Annotated in this window: 17 protein-coding genes and 2 tRNA genes; 11 read left to right on the top strand and 8 right to left on the bottom strand. The window is 49.6% G+C overall.

What is annotated here, in order from left to right; translation table 11 throughout:
* Positions 1-25: 25 nt before the first annotated feature.
* The 4 genes from HMPREF2675_RS09740 to HMPREF2675_RS09725 all read left to right on the top strand — a co-directional run bounded on the left by HMPREF2675_RS09740 (position 26) and on the right by HMPREF2675_RS09725 (position 2,617).
* Positions 26-1,384, top strand: coding sequence for a deoxyguanosinetriphosphate triphosphohydrolase (locus tag HMPREF2675_RS09740; protein WP_004519554.1), 1,359 nt, complete (start codon positions 26-28; stop codon positions 1,382-1,384).
* Positions 1,385-1,516: 132 nt separating this feature from the next.
* Positions 1,517-1,593: transfer RNA gene (locus HMPREF2675_RS09735), tRNA-Arg, on the top strand.
* A 12-nt stretch (positions 1,594-1,605) separates the two neighbouring features.
* Positions 1,606-1,680: transfer RNA gene (locus tag HMPREF2675_RS09730), tRNA-Glu, on the top strand.
* Positions 1,681-2,071: 391 nt separating this feature from the next.
* Positions 2,072-2,617 (top strand): hypothetical protein, encoded by a 546-nt coding sequence (locus HMPREF2675_RS09725; RefSeq protein ID WP_070815025.1) that lies wholly within the window; start codon positions 2,072-2,074, stop codon positions 2,615-2,617.
* Between the two features lie 83 nt (positions 2,618-2,700).
* On the opposite strand, the gene HMPREF2675_RS09720 is transcribed toward HMPREF2675_RS09725, so the two are convergent.
* From HMPREF2675_RS09720 to HMPREF2675_RS09710, 3 genes are all read right to left on the bottom strand, one after another.
* Positions 2,701-4,011, bottom strand: coding sequence for an NCS2 family permease (locus HMPREF2675_RS09720; protein ID WP_070814918.1), 1,311 nt, complete (start codon positions 4,009-4,011; stop codon positions 2,701-2,703).
* Positions 4,012-4,238: 227 nt separating this feature from the next.
* Positions 4,239-5,561, bottom strand: a complete 1,323-nt coding sequence (miaB, locus tag HMPREF2675_RS09715; protein ID WP_003684389.1) for a tRNA (N6-isopentenyl adenosine(37)-C2)-methylthiotransferase MiaB — start codon at positions 5,559-5,561, stop codon at positions 4,239-4,241.
* Between the two features lie 73 nt (positions 5,562-5,634).
* A complete protein-coding gene (locus HMPREF2675_RS09710) occupies positions 5,635-6,030 on the bottom strand; it encodes a hypothetical protein (protein WP_049333912.1) in 396 nt (131 codons plus the stop codon).
* Positions 6,031-6,228: 198 nt separating this feature from the next.
* On the opposite strand from HMPREF2675_RS09710, the gene hemL reads away from it, so the two are divergent.
* Positions 6,229-7,512: a glutamate-1-semialdehyde 2,1-aminomutase gene (gene hemL, locus HMPREF2675_RS09705; protein ID WP_036492983.1), complete on the top strand. Its 1,284-nt coding sequence runs from the start codon at positions 6,229-6,231 to the stop codon at positions 7,510-7,512.
* A 78-nt stretch (positions 7,513-7,590) separates the two neighbouring features.
* On the opposite strand, the gene HMPREF2675_RS09700 is transcribed toward hemL, so the two are convergent.
* A complete protein-coding gene (locus HMPREF2675_RS09700) occupies positions 7,591-8,055 on the bottom strand; it encodes a universal stress protein (protein ID WP_003748822.1) in 465 nt (154 codons plus the stop codon).
* Positions 8,056-8,241: 186 nt separating this feature from the next.
* Between HMPREF2675_RS09700 and HMPREF2675_RS09695 the strand changes: the two genes are divergently transcribed.
* The 6 genes from HMPREF2675_RS09695 to rpmG all read left to right on the top strand — a co-directional run bounded on the left by HMPREF2675_RS09695 (position 8,242) and on the right by rpmG (position 12,485).
* Positions 8,242-9,018: a tRNA threonylcarbamoyladenosine dehydratase gene (locus HMPREF2675_RS09695; protein ID WP_070814916.1), complete on the top strand. Its 777-nt coding sequence runs from the start codon at positions 8,242-8,244 to the stop codon at positions 9,016-9,018.
* Positions 9,019-9,028: 10 nt separating this feature from the next.
* Entirely contained in the window at positions 9,029-9,496 is a 468-nt protein-coding gene (locus tag HMPREF2675_RS09690) for a hypothetical protein (protein WP_070814914.1), read from the top strand.
* Positions 9,497-9,588: 92 nt separating this feature from the next.
* Entirely contained in the window at positions 9,589-10,485 is an 897-nt protein-coding gene (locus tag HMPREF2675_RS09685; RefSeq protein ID WP_070814912.1) for a segregation and condensation protein A, read from the top strand.
* A gap of 1 nt (position 10,486) precedes the next feature.
* Entirely contained in the window at positions 10,487-11,815 is a 1,329-nt protein-coding gene (gene brnQ, locus HMPREF2675_RS09680) for a branched-chain amino acid transport system II carrier protein (RefSeq protein WP_083323919.1), read from the top strand.
* A 250-nt stretch (positions 11,816-12,065) separates the two neighbouring features.
* Complete coding sequence (rpmB, locus tag HMPREF2675_RS09675; RefSeq protein WP_002216391.1) at positions 12,066-12,299, top strand: 50S ribosomal protein L28; 234 nt, start codon at positions 12,066-12,068, stop codon at positions 12,297-12,299.
* A gap of 30 nt (positions 12,300-12,329) precedes the next feature.
* Positions 12,330-12,485: a 50S ribosomal protein L33 gene (gene rpmG, locus HMPREF2675_RS09670; protein ID WP_003684373.1), complete on the top strand. Its 156-nt coding sequence runs from the start codon at positions 12,330-12,332 to the stop codon at positions 12,483-12,485.
* A gap of 224 nt (positions 12,486-12,709) precedes the next feature.
* On the opposite strand, the gene nqrM is transcribed toward rpmG, so the two are convergent.
* The 4 genes from nqrM to nqrE form a co-directional block, all read right to left on the bottom strand.
* Positions 12,710-12,931 (bottom strand): (Na+)-NQR maturation NqrM, encoded by a 222-nt coding sequence (nqrM, locus tag HMPREF2675_RS09665; RefSeq protein ID WP_070814910.1) that lies wholly within the window; start codon positions 12,929-12,931, stop codon positions 12,710-12,712.
* Positions 12,932-12,948: 17 nt separating this feature from the next.
* Positions 12,949-14,016, bottom strand: coding sequence for an FAD:protein FMN transferase (locus tag HMPREF2675_RS09660; RefSeq protein ID WP_083323917.1), 1,068 nt, complete (start codon positions 14,014-14,016; stop codon positions 12,949-12,951).
* 132 nt (positions 14,017-14,148) lie between these two features.
* The gene (nqrF, locus tag HMPREF2675_RS09655) at positions 14,149-15,366 is read right to left on the bottom strand and encodes an NADH:ubiquinone reductase (Na(+)-transporting) subunit F (RefSeq protein WP_070814908.1); all 1,218 of its coding nucleotides are present in this window, start codon (positions 15,364-15,366) and stop codon (positions 14,149-14,151) included.
* Between the two features lie 13 nt (positions 15,367-15,379).
* The gene (gene nqrE / locus HMPREF2675_RS09650; protein WP_003684365.1) at positions 15,380-15,973 is read right to left on the bottom strand and encodes an NADH:ubiquinone reductase (Na(+)-transporting) subunit E; all 594 of its coding nucleotides are present in this window, start codon (positions 15,971-15,973) and stop codon (positions 15,380-15,382) included.
* Positions 15,974-15,975 lie beyond the last annotated feature (2 nt).

Raw genomic sequence — 15,975 nt, 5'->3', positions numbered from 1 at the left:
CCTTTACTTTGCTTGAGGAACCTTTATGACCATCCGAATGAATTGGCAAAACTTATTATCTACTCAACGTTTCCGTACTAAAAACGGCGAAATCGTGCCGACCGTTACCCCTTCGACGCAGGAAGGTGCCGATGCTTTGCGTACGGATTTTCACATTGACTACGACCGGGTTGTTTTCTCCGGAGCCTTCCGCCGTCTTGGCCGTAAAACGCAAGTGCATCCGCTGGCGCAACATGACTTGACGCACAACCGTCTGACGCACAGCGTTGAAGTTGCCAGCGTGGGCAGGAGCTTGGGCAACCGCGTGGGCGTGATGTTGCACAACGGCGGTTTTCTGCCGCAGGGCAATACGCCCAGCGATATTGGTGCCGTGGTGCAGGTTGCCTGTTTGGCACATGATTTGGGCAATCCGCCGTTTGGCCATACCGGTGAAGATGCTTTACGCGATTGGTTCAGACGGCCTGAGCATCAAATTTATCTGAACACATTAAACGAAGCGGAACGCAACGATATTCAAACCTATGAAGGCAATGCGCATAGCCTGCGTATCGTTGCCAGCCTTGAAATGTATCCGGAAGCAGGCGGAATGCGCCTGACTGCGGCAGCCATCGGCGCATTGCTGAAGTATCCGTGGACAACGCAACATCCAAACGGCAGAAAGAAATTCAATATTTATCAAACAGAGTTGCCGTTTATCCGTCAAGTTGCTGATGAATTGGGACTGGTTTCCGCAGGAATAGACAGCTGGGCGCGTCATCCTTTGTCTTATTTGATGGAGGCTGCCGACGATATTTGCTATGCCTTGCTGGACTTGGAAGATGCCGTCGAATTGGATTTACTCACGGATACGGAAGTGGAGAGTATCTTGTCCGAGCTGACCTTTGCCGAAAGCGCATGGCATGCCAGCTCCAGCCGTCAGCGTTGTGCCATGTTGCGCGGTATTGCGATTGGCAAGGCGATTGATGATGTCGCGCAAACCTTTATGCTGCATCAGTCCGACTTGTTGGACGGAACATTCAAAGGCAAAGACTTGCTTGCTCTGTGTAGCCCGCAAGTGCAAAACACTTTGGCAAAAGCGAAAGAATTGGCGCAAACACGGATTTTCCGCCATCACACCAAGCTCTTGACCGAAATTGCAACATTCCCATGCTTAGGCTCCATCTTGGATTTGCTCGTCCCTGCCGCTTATGCCCTGATTGCTGAAAAACAGTTGGCAACGCGTCAGTCTTTGGCGTTGGAATTATTGAAAAAGCACAATCCGATTCTTCCTGAAGACAGTCTGTATCAGGCCTATATGAAAATCTTGGATTTTGTCGGCGGTATGACCGATAACTCCGCCGCCAAAATGGCGCAGGATTTATCAGGAGTAGGGATTTTACGTTAATTTTATATTGTTTAATTTCAATCATTTAATTAAAAATATAAAAAATATCTGCGAAAAGAGTAGACAGGTTTCAGTAAAGTCTATATTATTCGGTCTTCTTGATTCACAACGCACTAGCGAAGTGATGAGGATGCACCCGTAGCTCAGTTGGATAGAGTATCTGGCTACGAACCAGAGGGTCGGGCGTTCGAATCGCTCCGGGTGCGCCACAAGATTTATCCGCGCCCATCGTCTAGCGGTTAGGACATCGCCCTTTCACGGCGGTAACCGGGGTTCGATTCCCCGTGGGCGTGCCAGTTTCCAAAAAACGCAATCTGTTTCAGATTGCGTTTTTTTATTGCATTTCTTGTTTATGTTTAAGGCCGTCTGAAACGCTCAGCAAATCGAGAGGCAGAAGTATATAAAATAAATTGCTCAGACTTTTGTCGTCTAAATGCGCTTTTCAATCTCATTTTACCATTGCCGACCCCCGATTTATTGACAACAGTATTCATCTTAAAAATTCCCAAACCTGAATTTACATGATTTCATATTTATAATTTATTGATTTTAGAAGATAAAAATATACATTTAAACTTTTCTTAAAAAATGCCGTCTGAGATAAAGACAAGACGGAATATCTCTGTTAATGTGTAAATGTCAGCCGGCCTTTGCTGGTTTTTTATTGAAACCATTTTGGAGTCAATTATGAATATGAATGTTAAATTAATCGTTCCTGCCGTTTTGGCGGCTGTTGCCCTGACTGCATGTAGCAGCGGTTCTAAAGCCAAACCTGAAGCCAAAGCTGCGCCTACTGCGCAACAACAAACCCAAGCTCAGGCTCAACAAGCTCAAGCTCCAGTACCTAATACTTTGAAAGTAGACTCTATTGACGGTAAAAAAGAAGTTCACTACAAATGCGGTAAAGACGGCAAAGAGCCTTTGAGCGTAATGTACGGCTTCAAAGGCAACGAAGTTGTTGCCGCCCAAGTAAAATACAAAGGCCAATTAACTGAAAACCTGTTCCGTATCACTGACAGCAGCAAAGATGTAAACGCATTCTGGGGCGGTAATGTTGCTTGGGTTGCTGAAGCTGCCACTGCAGCCAACGTAGACAAAGTTGATGGCAACATGCTGACTATCCGCGGTACTACCGAAGTAAACGGCAAACAAGAAGTGGTTGATCAAATCGTTACCCGCTTCTGTGCATTGGACAAAGGCGCTAAACCAGCTGCTAAAAAAGTGAAAAAATAACCTTTTACCGACAGCTTTAAACGCTGAGTAAAATAAAACAGGCCGTCTGAAAAGTTTTCAGACGGCCTGTTCTTTTGAACAGTTTAACCCAAGAACCAGAATTTCAATGCCCACAATACGGCGACAATCCATACCATAGGCGGTACGTCTTGGGTGCGGTTGCACAAGAGTTTGATGAGTGCGTAGCTGATAAAGCCGAACGCAATACCGTCGGCAATTGAGTAGGTAAACGGCATGAAGACGATGGTCAGGAATGCCGGTGCGGCTTCGGTCATGTCGTCCCAATCGATTTCGCGCGCGCTACGCAACATTTGCGCGCCAACATAGAGCAGGGCTGGAGCGGTAGCGAATGCAGGAATGCTTTGAACCAGCGGGGAGAAAATCAGACAGGCCAGCATCAGTACGCCGACGGTAACGGCAGTCAGACCGGTACGGCCGCCGGCAGAAACGCCTGCCGCACTTTCAACGTAAGGGGTAGTGGAAGAAGTACCCAAGGCGGCGCCGGCGACGATGGCGGTAGAGTCGGCAAGCAGGGCGCGTTTCAAACGCGGCAGTTTGCCGTCTTGCAACAGGCCTGCGCGGTGGGAAACGCCGACCAATGTGCCGGTAGAGTCAAACAGGTCGACCAGGAAGAATACAAAAATCACGCTGACCATGCTGACGGTGAACAAGCCTTTGAAGTCCATCTGCATGAAAGTCGGCGCAATGCTTGGGACTTCGCCGACCACGCCTTTGAACTCGCTCAAGCCCAAGACGGTGGAGACGGCAGTCAGCGTCAGAATGGTAATGATGATGGAGCCTTTGACGCGGAAGTGGCCAAGTGCAACCACCATCACAAAGCCTGCCATCGCCAGCAGGGCGGTAGGCTGGTGGATGTCGCCCAAACCGACCAATGTGGCAGGATTGGCCACAATCACGCCTGCGCCTTTGAGCGCAATCAATGCCAAGAAGAGGCCGATACCTGCGGCAATCGACATTTTCAAGCCCATGGGCAGGGCGTTGACCAGCATTTCACGTACTTTAAAGAAGCTGAACAGGATGAAAATAATGCCTGAAATGAAAACGGCACCCAAAGCCACACGCCAGTCCACGCCCATGCCTTTGACCACGGCAAAGGTAAAGTAGGCGTTCAAACCCATGCCCGGAGCGAGGGCAATCGGGTAGTTGCCGACAAAGCCCATCACGAAACAGCCGATGGCGGAGGCGATACAGGTGGCCACAAATACTGCGCCCATATCCATGCCGGTTTCACCCAGAATCAGGGGATTGACGATGATGATGTAGCACATGGCGAGGAAGGTTGTCACCCCGGCCATAATTTCCGTGCGGACGTTGGTCTGATTGGCGTTGAGGTTGAATAATCTTTCCAAAACGCTTTGATTTGAAGAACTCATTCGAGATATTCCTTTGGGGAAAGCCGTTCAAAGACGGCATCATCGGGTTTAATTGTCGGAAGCTCGGATTTTGACCTTAACTTCTCAACAGATAAGGGAATTTTCGGGCGGTATTATACTGAAAAGCCTTTTGTTCGGGTAATAAAAATACATGAATCAGATAATGCCGGGCCGAACCAAGATAAAGGCCGTCTGAACAGTTTCAGACGGCCTATGTTTGTGTGTGCTTATACTGGTTTGCCTTTCAGGGAGAAGGTGTAGGCTTCGGTGATTTCCAAATCGATCATTTGGTTGATCATGTCGGGTGTGCCGGTAAAGTTGACCACGCGGTTGTTGGCGGTACGGGCTTGCAGTTGGTCAGGGTCTTTTTTGGAGATGCCTTCAACCAAGCAGCGTTGAACCGTGCCGATCATGGTTTGGTTGATGCGCGCAGTTTCGGCTTCGATGACTTCGTTCAAAGCTTCGAGGCGGCGCACTTTTTCTTCATGCGGCGTGTCGTCGTGTAGGTTGGCGGCAGGCGTGCCCGGACGCGGACTGTAAATAAAGACGAAGCTCAAGTCGAAGGCAATGTCTTTTACCAGTTTCAAGGTTTGCTCGAACTCGCGCTCGGTCTCGCCCGGGAAGCCGACGATAAAGTCGGAGCTGAGGCACAAATCAGGACGGATGGCGCGCAGTTTGCGGATGATGGATTTGTATTCCAAGGCGGTGTAGCCGCGTTTCATCGCGCTCAATACGCGGTCGGAACCGCTTTGAATCGGCAGGTGCAGATGGGAAACCAGCTTCGGCAGGTCGCGGTAGCACTCGATAATCGCGTCGGTAAATTCGCGCGGATGGCTGGTGGTAAAGCGCAGGCGTTCGATGCCGGGGATTTCGTGGACGATGCGCAACAAAGTGGCAAAATCGCAGATTTCGCCGTTTTCCATTTCGCCACGATAGGCATTAACGTTTTGGCCTAAGAGGTTGATTTCTTTAACGCCTTGTTGCGCCAAACCGGCAATCTCGGTCAATACGTCGTTGAGCGGGCGGGAGAATTCTTCGCCGCGGGTGTAAGGGACGACGCAGTAAGAGCAGTATTTGGAACAGCCTTCCATAATGGAAATGAACGCCGAGCCGCCTTCTACGCGCGCAGGCGGCAGGTGGTCGAATTTCTCGATTTCGGGGAAGGAAATGTCGATTTGAGACAGGCCGGTGGTTTCTTTGTCAACGATGAGTTTGGGCAGGCGGTGCAGCGTTTGCGGGCCGAAAACCACGTCCACATACGGAGCGCGTTTGACGATGTTTTCGCCTTCTTGAGAGGCAACGCAGCCGGCAACGCCGATGATGAGGTCGGGATTTTTTTCTTTGAGCGGACGTACGCGGCCCAAGTCGGAGAAGACTTTCTCTTGCGCTTTTTCACGCACGGAGCAGGTGTTGAACAAGATGATGTCGGCGTCGTCAGGTTGGGTAACCTGTTCGATGCCGCCGTGTTCTTCGGCGAGGACGGACAGCATTTTTTCGCTGTCGTACTCGTTCATTTGGCACCCGAAGGTGCGGATAAATACTTTTTTCATGGTTTGTTTTGATTGATTTGCTTGTTGTAAAAGGGTTCAGACGGCCTGTGAAATACTCGGGCCGTCTGAAAAATTATTCTTCCGCCTTTTTCTGCTTTTTGGCGTGTTCGATGAACCTGTCGGCTTCGGCATCGGTCAAAATCCAGATTTCGCGGACGAGGCGGCTTTCTTCGTTGTATTTGAACGCGACGGCTTTGCCGGTTTGGTTCAGCAGGCGGCCCATGGGGATGAAACGGTCGTTTTCATCGTGGATTTTGGTGAAGCGGGTGATTTGCAGTTTGGCTGCATTGCCGTCCACAATGCCCAAGGTCAGCAGGCGCGTCCAAGAAAAACCACCTTTGCTGACTTTCAGATAAGGCAGATCGACAGTTTTTAAAACGGCCACGTCCATATCATCAGGCAGGCTGCGTTGTGCATGGACGAGGGAGGACGCCAAAAGGGCGAGGCTGAGTATGAATCCGCGTAACATGATGCTTTTCTTTTATTGTTTCAATAGGTCGCGGATTATAGCACAAGCAGGAAAAATGTGGATAGAGTGTTTGTTTTTAAAGAATAATTTTGATTTTGCTCCCGATTCTTATTTTGAAGCTTGGGCCGTCTGAAAAGGATTTGGTGTTAAAATGGCTCCGATTTGATTTTCAGACGACCTCTTACGAAAGAATTGACCATGAACCGTAATGAAAGCTTGTTCAACCGCGCCAAAGCCATTATTCCCGGCGGCGTAAACTCTCCTGTGCGCGCATTCGGCAGCGTCGGCGGCGTGCCGCGCTTTATCAAAAAGGCAGAAGGCGCGTATGTTTGGGATGAAAACGGCACGCGTTATACCGACTATGTCGGCTCTTGGGGCCCTGCGATTGTCGGCCATGCCCATCCTGAAGTCATTGAAGCCGTGCGCGAAGCAGCATTGGGCGGTTTGTCGTTTGGTGCGCCGACTGAAGGCGAAATTGTCATTGCCGAAGAAATCGCCAAAATCATGCCGTCCGTCGAGCAGCTGCGCCTTGTCAGCTCCGGTACGGAAGCAACGATGACCGCCATCCGTCTGGCACGCGGTTTTACCGGCCGCGACAAAATCATCAAGTTTGAAGGCTGCTACCACGGCCATTCCGACAGCCTGTTGGTTAAAGCAGGCAGCGGTCTGCTGACGTTTGGCAATCCTTCTTCCGCCGGTGTGCCTGCCGATTTTACCAAACACACTTTGGTACTCGAGTACAACAATATCGCCCAACTGGAAGAAGCCTTTGCACAAAGCGGCAATGACATCGCCTGTGTGATTTTGGAGCCTTTTGTCGGCAATATGAATCTGGTTAGGCCGTCTGAAGCCTTTGTCAAAGCCTTGCGCGAATTGACTGAAAAACACGGTGCCGTGTTGATTTACGACGAAGTGATGACCGGCTTCCGCGTGGCGCTGGGCGGTGCGCAATCTTTGCACGGCATCAAACCCGATTTGACCACCATGGGCAAAGTAATCGGCGGCGGTATGCCTTTGGCGGCGTTCGGCGGCCGTAAAGACATTATGGAATGTATTTCCCCGTTGGGCGGCGTGTATCAGGCAGGTACATTGTCCGGCAATCCGATTGCGGTTGCAGCCGGTTTGAAAACGCTGGAAATCATTCAGCGCGAAGGCTTCTATGAAAACCTGACTGCCCTGACCCAACGTCTCGCCAACGGTATTGCCGACGCGGCCAAAGCGCACGGCGTTGAATTTACGGCGGACAGCGTGGGTGGCATGTTCGGTCTGTATTTTGCTAACCATGCACCGCAAAACTACGCCGATATGGCGCGTTCCAATATTGAAGGTTTCAAACATTTCTTCCACGGTATGCTCGACCGCAATGTTGCCTTCGGCCCGTCCGCTTATGAAGCCGGCTTTGTTTCCGCCGCGCATACACCCGAGCTGATTGACGAAACCATTGCTGCGGCACACGAAGTGTTCAAAGAAATGGCGAAATAAAAGCTGAAGCTGTCATGTGAAAAAAGGCCGTCTGAAAAATATTCAGACGGCCTTTCGCTATTTTAAATCAATGCTTGATTATGCTTCTTCGGCTTTGCTGCGGATAATCAGTAGAGGCAGGTGGCTTTGGCGCATTACGGTTTCGGCGAAGCTGCCCATCAGCAGGTGCATCAGGCCGGTGCGGCCGTGTGTGCCGAGTACCAGCAGGTCGGCGCCGTTTTCGTCGGCGTAGTCAACCAAGTCTTGCGCCATTTCGCGCGCGCCTTTGTTGGCGACCAACAGGTGTTTTACGATGTTTTCAACGCCGTTTTCACGCGCTGTTTTTTCTGCGAAATCCAAAACTTCGTTACCTTGGGCAACGGCGGCGGCTTCGTAGCTTTCGTGTTGCAGGAATTCAGGAGCCAAAGCCATGTATTCTGCAGGGTTGGCAACGTGAACCAAAGTCAGTTGGGCTTTGTTGAGGCTTGCCAGTTCGGCGGCGTGTTTCAATGCATTGAGGGAGGTCTCGCTACCGTCAACGGCTACAACCAGATGTTTGTACATATTTATTCTCCTTTTGCGCCGAGTAGCGGCACTTTCGTTTAATATGAAATCAGAACTTGTCTGAATGTGAAACGATTATAAACTCTTTCGGGCGGGTACAACAGCCCATCTGCTTTCAAGTATAATGTCTGTCCGAATCGCCTGTCGCGTTTTTCATTAATTTATTGATATATCACAAGGTTACTTATGCAGGACGCCGCTTTTCTTTCTTCGCGCCGCTTTGGCGGTATTGCCAGACTTTACGGAGACGAAGCACTGGCGCGCTTTTCGCGTGCGCATGTGTGCGTGGTCGGTGTCGGCGGCGTCGGCTCGTGGGCGGTGGAGGCGTTAGCGAGGAGCGGCATCGGTCGTTTAACGCTGATTGATTTGGACAATGTTGCCGAATCCAATGTCAACCGCCAATTGCACGCCTTGACCGATGATTTCGGTAAGGCAAAGGTTACCGCTTTGCGCGAACGCATTGCCCAAATCAATCCGAAATGCGAAGTGACGGAAATTGAAGATTTTGTGACCGAAGACAATCTGGACGAGCTTTTCAGACGGCCTTTTGACTTTGTCATCGACGCCATCGACCAAATCCGTGTAAAAGCGGCGATGGCGGCGTATTTCGTGCAACATAAACAACCGTTTATTATCAGCGGCGGCGCGGGCGGACAGAAGAATCCGGCGTTGATTCAAACCGCCGATTTGAGCCGCGTTACCCACGATCCGCTGCTTTCCAACTTGCGCTACACCTTGCGCAAACGCTACGGCTTCAGCCGCAATACCAAAGAAAAAATGCGCGTGCCTTGCGTTTATTCAACCGAGAATATTACGCCGCCGCAATCCGGCGAAGCGTGTTCGACCGATGCCGCGCCGCAAGGTTTGTCCTGCGCGGGCTATGGCGCGAGTATGCTGGTAACGGCTTCGTTTGGGCTGTATTGCGCGCAGGCTGCGGTGGAGCATATCGCGGGGCGGAAGTGAGGGGTAGGAAATGGGTAAGAACCGATTTTTTAAAGCCTACTTTATTGCCAGTCTGATTTATGCGGTATGGTTCGGCGTATTGATGTATGCCGTCGATCCGATGTTTCTCGATGTAATGGAATGCAATACGCTGCCGGGCGATTATTTGTGTGTGCAAAGCGGTTATACCCGTCCATTCACCACTTTTCTTTATCCGTGTCTGTCCGTCGTGATATTCAGCCTTTTGCACGCCGGTATCATGAAATGGCGCAAACGCCGTTCTGTTAAAATGATTTGGCTTTTGGTCGGCTGCGAAAGTTTGCTGCTGTTGGCTTTGATGGTGGCGATGCTTGCGAGGGATGGTTTTGTGTTGTCCCGCGATATTAGCTCGGTACTGACGGGTACGGTTTTCGCCAGCCTGCCGCTGTTGGGTATGGCCTTGGCGCAGACATTTGCCGTCGCCATTGTTTCTTTGCAAATCAATCGTAAAAAACGCTGATTTTTATATTAAAAACGGGTTGTCCTTGTTTCAGACGGCCTTTTGTTGATGCAACTTCTTATTAAACTTCAAAAGAAAAAGACCCTTTAACCATGCCTTCAGAGCACCTTATTTCTTCCACTGCCGCAACGCCGTCTGAACATACCGTTGCGTGGGTGTTCGGTCAGCCTGTTACCGATGTGCCGCAGGATTTGTTTATTCCGCCTGATGCGTTGAAGGTGGTATTGAGCAGCTTCCAAGGGCCGTTGGATTTGTTGCTGTACCTCATCCGCAAGCAAAATATCGATGTCCTTGATATTCCTATGGTGAAGATTACCGAGCAGTATCTGCACTATATTGCTCAAATGGAAGCGTATCAGTTTGATTTGGCGGCAGAATACCTGCTGATGGCAGCGATGTTGATTGAAATTAAATCGCGCCTGCTGTTGCCGCGTCCTGAAGAAGTTGAGGATGAAGAGGCGGATCCGCGTGCCGAGTTGGTGCGCCGTCTGTTGGCTTACGAACAGATGAAACTGGCGGCTCAGGGCTTGGATGCGTTGCCGCGTGCGGGGCGAGATTTTGCTTGGGCGTATCTGCCGTTGGAAATTGCGGTCGAAGCGAAGTTGCCGGAAGTGTACGTTGCTGATTTAACGCAGGCTTGGTTGGGTATTTTGTCGCGTGCCAAGCATACGCGCAGTCATGAAGTGGTGCGGGAAACCATATCTGTGCGCGCGCAGATGACGGCGATTTTGCGTCGCTTGAACGAAAGCAGTATCAGCAAGTTTAGCGATTTGTTTAAGCCGGAGCAGGGCGCGACATATGTGGTGGTCAATTTTATTGCATTGCTGGAATTGGCTAAAGAAGGCTTGGTGCGTATCGTGCAGCCTGAAAATTATGGTGAAATCGAAATCAGCCTGAAAGACGGTTTGGAAACAAACGAAGCTGAAATGCTTTCAGACGGCCTTGAAGCCGATGAAACCGATAATGAGAATTTGAAAAAAGAGAACTAAAATGGATTCGACGACAAGTCATACCAAAGCTTCTTTATGGGCAGTGGGCTTAATGTTGTTTGCTCTGTTTTTTGGGGCGGGGAATCTGATTTTTCCTGCTTTTTTAGGGCAGCAGGCCGGTGAAAACTGGCTTTCGGCCATGTTTGGCTTTTTGCTGACAGGGGCAGGTTTGCCATTGCTGGGCGTGATTGCCGTCGGTTATTCTGGCTCGCGCGATGTGGAGGCATTGGCTTCCCGTGTTGCGCCTTGGTACGGAGTGACTTTTGCCACTGCGCTTTATCTGGCAATCGGCCCTCTGTTTGCCATGCCGCGTACGGCGACAGTGTCTTTTGAAACTGCGATTTCCCCTTTCATTGACGAATCTTGGAAAAACATCGCATTGGCAGTGTTCAGCCTGGTGTTTTTCGGTATTACTTATTGGCTGTCGATTTCCCCGGGTAAGCTGGTTGACCGTATCGGTAAAATCCTCACGCCTGTTTTGTTGTTGTCAATTGCGATATTGGTCGGCTATGCCGCCATTAATCCCATGGGCGTGCCGCAGGCGGCGCAAGGCGATTTTGCCACTCATCCGTTGGTTAAAGGTATTTTGGAAGGCTACGGCACCATGGACGCGCTGGCTTCGCTGGTGTTTGCCATTATCGTTATCGATGCCGTTCGCGCCATGGGTGTGGACAACCGCGCGGACTTGCTGAAGACCACGACGATTTCGGGCGTGTTGGCGGCTTCTTGTTTGGCAGTGGTTTACCTGTTTATCGGCTATATGGGTGCGACAGGCGTGGCCGGTATCGGTTTGCAGGAAAACGGCGCGTCGGTTTTGTCTAAAACTGCACAGTACTATTTCGGTACGGCCGGTATTGTGTTGCTTGGCGTCATGGTGCTGCTTGCCTGTCTGAGTACGGCGGTTGGCTTGATTACTTCATGCGCCGAATATTTTAACCGTCTCTGCCCGGGCATTTCTTATAAAGCCTTTGTGATACTGAATACGGTGGTGTCTATCCTGTTGGCCAACAAAGGCCTGTCAGCAATTTTGCAGTTTTCCATCCCTATGTTGATGCTGTTGTATCCGCTGACTATCGTCATCATTCTGCTGGCTTTGACAGATAAATTGTTTGGCGGCGGCCGTATTGTCTATTTCTGCACCATGATGGCGGCCCTTGTGGTCGGTTTGCTCGATGCCTATAAGGCCGCGTTTGGATTTAATGCTGACACCGCTGCCGCTATCGAGCGCGCATTGCCGTTTTACAATATCGGTTTGGGATGGGTTGTTCCCTCTTTAGCCTGCTTTATACTCGGCTGTATTTTGAATGCGGCATTGAAGAAAAAAGCATGACGATAAACAGGCCGTCTGAAATGTTCAGACGGCCTGTTTATTTCGCCGGCCACGCAAACGACAGATGATTTTTTTAAAGAAATCCGTTATAATTGAAAAGTTAAGGCTTTGCGAAATACCGTTTCGCAGATGCAACATATTGAGAAGATTTATTTCCACAAATCCCGTTTTTTCAGTAAACGACTTGAACTGAAGGCGGATTTCGTGGTATAAATTGCGTTTTACTATTTTAGAAGTTTGGAGACTAACCATGGCACGAGTTTGCAAAGTGACCGGTAAGCGCCCGATGTCTGGCAATAACGTATCACACGCCAACAACAAAACCAAACGTCGTTTTTTGCCTAACTTGCAATCACGTCGTTTCTGGGTAGAAAGTGAAAACCGCTGGGTTCGCCTGCGCGTTTCTAACGCTGCATTGCGCACCATCGATAAAGTAGGCATTGATGTCGTATTGGCTGATTTGCGTGCTCGCGGCGAAGCTTAATTTAAACACCATTAATTAAGGATTACTGCAATGCGCGATAAAATCAAACTGGAGTCCAGTGCTGGTACTGGTCACTTCTACACAACTACTAAAAACAAACGTACTATGCCTGGCAAACTGGAAATCAAAAAATTTGACCCAGTAGCCCGTAAACACGTTATTTACAAAGAAACTAAATTGAAATAATCCGGTTTCTTCCAAGAAAAAGCTCCTGTTTTGCAGGAGCTTTTCTTTTTTCTCGATTGGTTTGGAGTGTTTTGTTTTAAACGGGTGTGCAAGATATGGTTGGATTGCTTTGGAAGAGGCAAAATAAAAGAGCGTGTATCCATTGGGATTACGCTCTTTTATTTTTCAGACGGCCTGATAGGGGATAAGCATCCTTACATCACTAATAAACATTCAACAACGACTTAATGATCAACCTTGATGCTTTGGTTGTCGGAATGTTGTTTTTTATCCAGCTCTTTTTGCAAGGTATCGCATGGCGTGTCGCAATCGCACATTTTCTTCATGCCGAGAGAGGAAATGCCGCCGCAGCTGCCTTTGATGGTGCGTTTGGAGAAAATATAGCCGACTGCCATGCCGAGGATGACAATGATAAAAATACCGAAAGTCAGAAGGAGGGTTTTCATGTGTGTATTCCTGAAGGTTAGTTTAATAATTTCTTGAATGTGCTGGACATTTTAGTATGGTAGCCGCCTTGAGGGTTTCGGATGATAAGGAAAACGGCGAGATTTTCTTGCTCGGCAAGTTTAAGCGCTTCGGTTTCTCCGAGGACGAACAATCCGGTTGAAAGGCCGTCTGCAAGTGTGGCGTTTTCAGCTACTACGCTGATGGAAGCAAGGTTGTGGCTGATGGGTTGTTTGGTTTTAGGGTTGATGATATGGGAAAGGCGGCGGCCTGACTTATCGACATGGAAAATGCGGTAGTCGCCGGACGTGGCCAGTGATTTATTGTCCAATGGAATAGTGATTTGGGTGGTGCCTCCTTGAACGATATTGGGCTGCTCGATGCCGATACGCCAAGGGTTGCCTTGCGCATTGTGGCCTTTGCCATGCAACTCGCCTCCGATTTCTACCAAATAATTGCCGATATTGAGTTTTTCAAGTTCGGCGGCGGTTTTATCCACGCCAAAGCCTTTGGCGATGGAGGATAGGTCTAAATAGACTTCGGGATGGGTTTTTGCGAGTGTAGGCTGCTGCCCATCTTGGGAAAGTTTGAGTTTGTCCGTACCGACCATTTCTGAAGCATGTTGGATTTCTTGTACAGTCGGTTCGTGTGTGATTTCTTTTTGCGGGCCGAATCCCCAAAGGTTGACCAAAGGGCCGACGGTTACGTCCAGTGCGCCGTGCGTCAGTTTGTTTAAACGTAAGGCTTCGCCGGTTACATAGGCAAAGTCTTGGGAAATGGGCATGGCCTGATTGACGGTGCGCAGCTGGTTGAATTGGCTGATTTCGGAATCGGTCTGGTAGGTAGACATTTGACGATTGACTTCTTTAAGTGCGTCATCAATGCGTTTTTGTATTTCAGCAGGGGAGGGGAGTTTGTCTTGGCCGTCTGAAAGATATTTGACGGTATAGGTCGTGCCCATGGTCTCGCCTTGCAGGGTAATGGTTTGTTGTTTTTCGGGTTGGCAGGCAGAGAGGGTGAGTGCGGAAACGATGGCAACGGTACAACCGATTATCGGACGGTAAAACGAATTGGAAAGAAACGGCATAAGGGATTTGCGGATTATTTTTTGAAGCCTTTATTGTATCGTAAAAGAAAGGTTCAGGCCGTCTGAAAGTATGGTTTTCAGACGGCCTGGAAATAAAAAAGGAAGAAACCGAAGTTTCTTCCTTTTTGTCTGTTAGCCGCCGAAATCGTCCAAGAGGATGTTTTCGTCTTCCACGCCCAAGTCTTTGAGCATTTTGATCACGGACTGGTTCATGATCGGAGGGCCGCACATATAGAATTCGCAGTCTTCCGGTGCTTCGTGGTTTTTCAGATGGTTTTCGTAAACCACGTTGTGAATGAAGCCTGTATAACCGTCCCAGTTGTCTTCAGGCAATGGGTCGGACAGGGCGACGTGCCATGCGAAGTTCGGGAATTCTGCTGCGAGTTGGTCGAAGTCTTCGACATAGAACATCTCGCGTTTAGAACGTGCGCCGTACCAGAAGGTAATTTTGCGTTTGGAGTTCAAACGTTTCAACTGGTCGAAAATGTGGGAACGCATCGGAGCCATACCCGCACCACCGCCGATAAATACCATTTCGGCATCGGTGTCTTTTGCGAAGAACTCACCAAACGGACCGGAAATCGTTACTTTATCACCGGCTTTAAGCGACCAGATATAAGACGACATTTGTCCTGGAGGCGCATCAGGTACGCGTGGAGGAGGCGTAGCGATACGCACGTTCAGCATGATGATGCCTTTTTCTTCAGGGTATGAAGCCATAGAGTAGGCACGCAAAATCGGCTCATCCACTTTGGAAACGTATTGCCACAGATTGTATTTGTCCCAGTCTTCGTGGTATTCCTTAGGAATGTCGAAGTCTTTGTAGGCAACAGTGTGAGGAGGGGCTTCAATTTGGATGTAGCCGCCGGCGCGGAAAGGAACTTCTTCACCTTCAGGAATGGCAAGCTTGAGTTCTTTAATGAACGTTGCTTTGTTGTCATTCGAGATGACGGTACATTCCCATTTTTTCACGCCGAATACTTCTTCTGGTACTTCGATGTCCATGTCGGTTTTAACGTTGACCTGACAAGACAGACGGCAGCCTTCGCGCGCTTCGCGTTTGCTGATGTGGGACAACTCGGTTGGCAGAATGTCGCCACCGCCGCTTTTCACGACAACGCGGCACTGACCGCATGAGCCGCCGCCACCGCAGGCGGAAGGAACGAAGATGCCTTGGCTGGCAAGCGCACCCAGCAGTTTGCCGCCGGCAGGCATCGTCAGCTCTTTTTCGTTATTGACTTTGATGGTGATGTCGCCTTCGCTCACCAACTTGGATTTGGCAAACAGAATCATCAGTGCCAAAACCAAGACGATGAGGGTAAACATCACGATACCTAAAATAATCTCCATGCCGATTCCTTTCTTATAACTGGATGCCGGAGAACGACATAAACGCCATTGCCATCAGGCCAGCGGCGATAAAGGTAATGCCCAAGCCTTTGAGGCCTTTAGGGACATCCGAATATTTCATTTTTTCGGTAATGCCCGCCAAAGCGACAATAGCCAAAAGCCAGCCCAGACCTGCGCCGAAACCGTATACAACGGACTCGCCGAAGTTGTATTCGCGTTGCGCCATAAACGATACGGCACCGAAAATCGCGCAGTTTACGGTAATCAGGGGCAGGTAGATACCCAATGCGTTGTAGAGGGCAGGGACGAATTTATCCAAGAACATTTCCAAAATCTGCACCAAAGCGGCAATCACGCCGATGAAGGTGATGAATTTCAGGAAGGTCAGGTCCACACCTTCAACCAGCGCGCCGTCTTTCAGCAGCGAGTAAACCAGTTGGTTGGCTGGGACGGACAGGCCGAGTACGAAAGTAACGGCAACGCCCAAACCGAATGCGGTGGATACTTTTTTAGATACCGCCAAAAATGTACACATTCCCAAGAAGAAGGAAAGTGCCATGTTTTCCAGAAAGACGGATTTTACAAAGAGGCTTAAGTAATGTTCCATGT

The sequence above is a fragment of the Neisseria sp. HMSC061H08 genome (genome assembly GCF_001836795.1).
GTDB classification, from domain to species: domain Bacteria; phylum Pseudomonadota; class Gammaproteobacteria; order Burkholderiales; family Neisseriaceae; genus Neisseria; species Neisseria subflava_A.
This window is presented reverse-complemented; position numbering and strand designations above follow the sequence as displayed.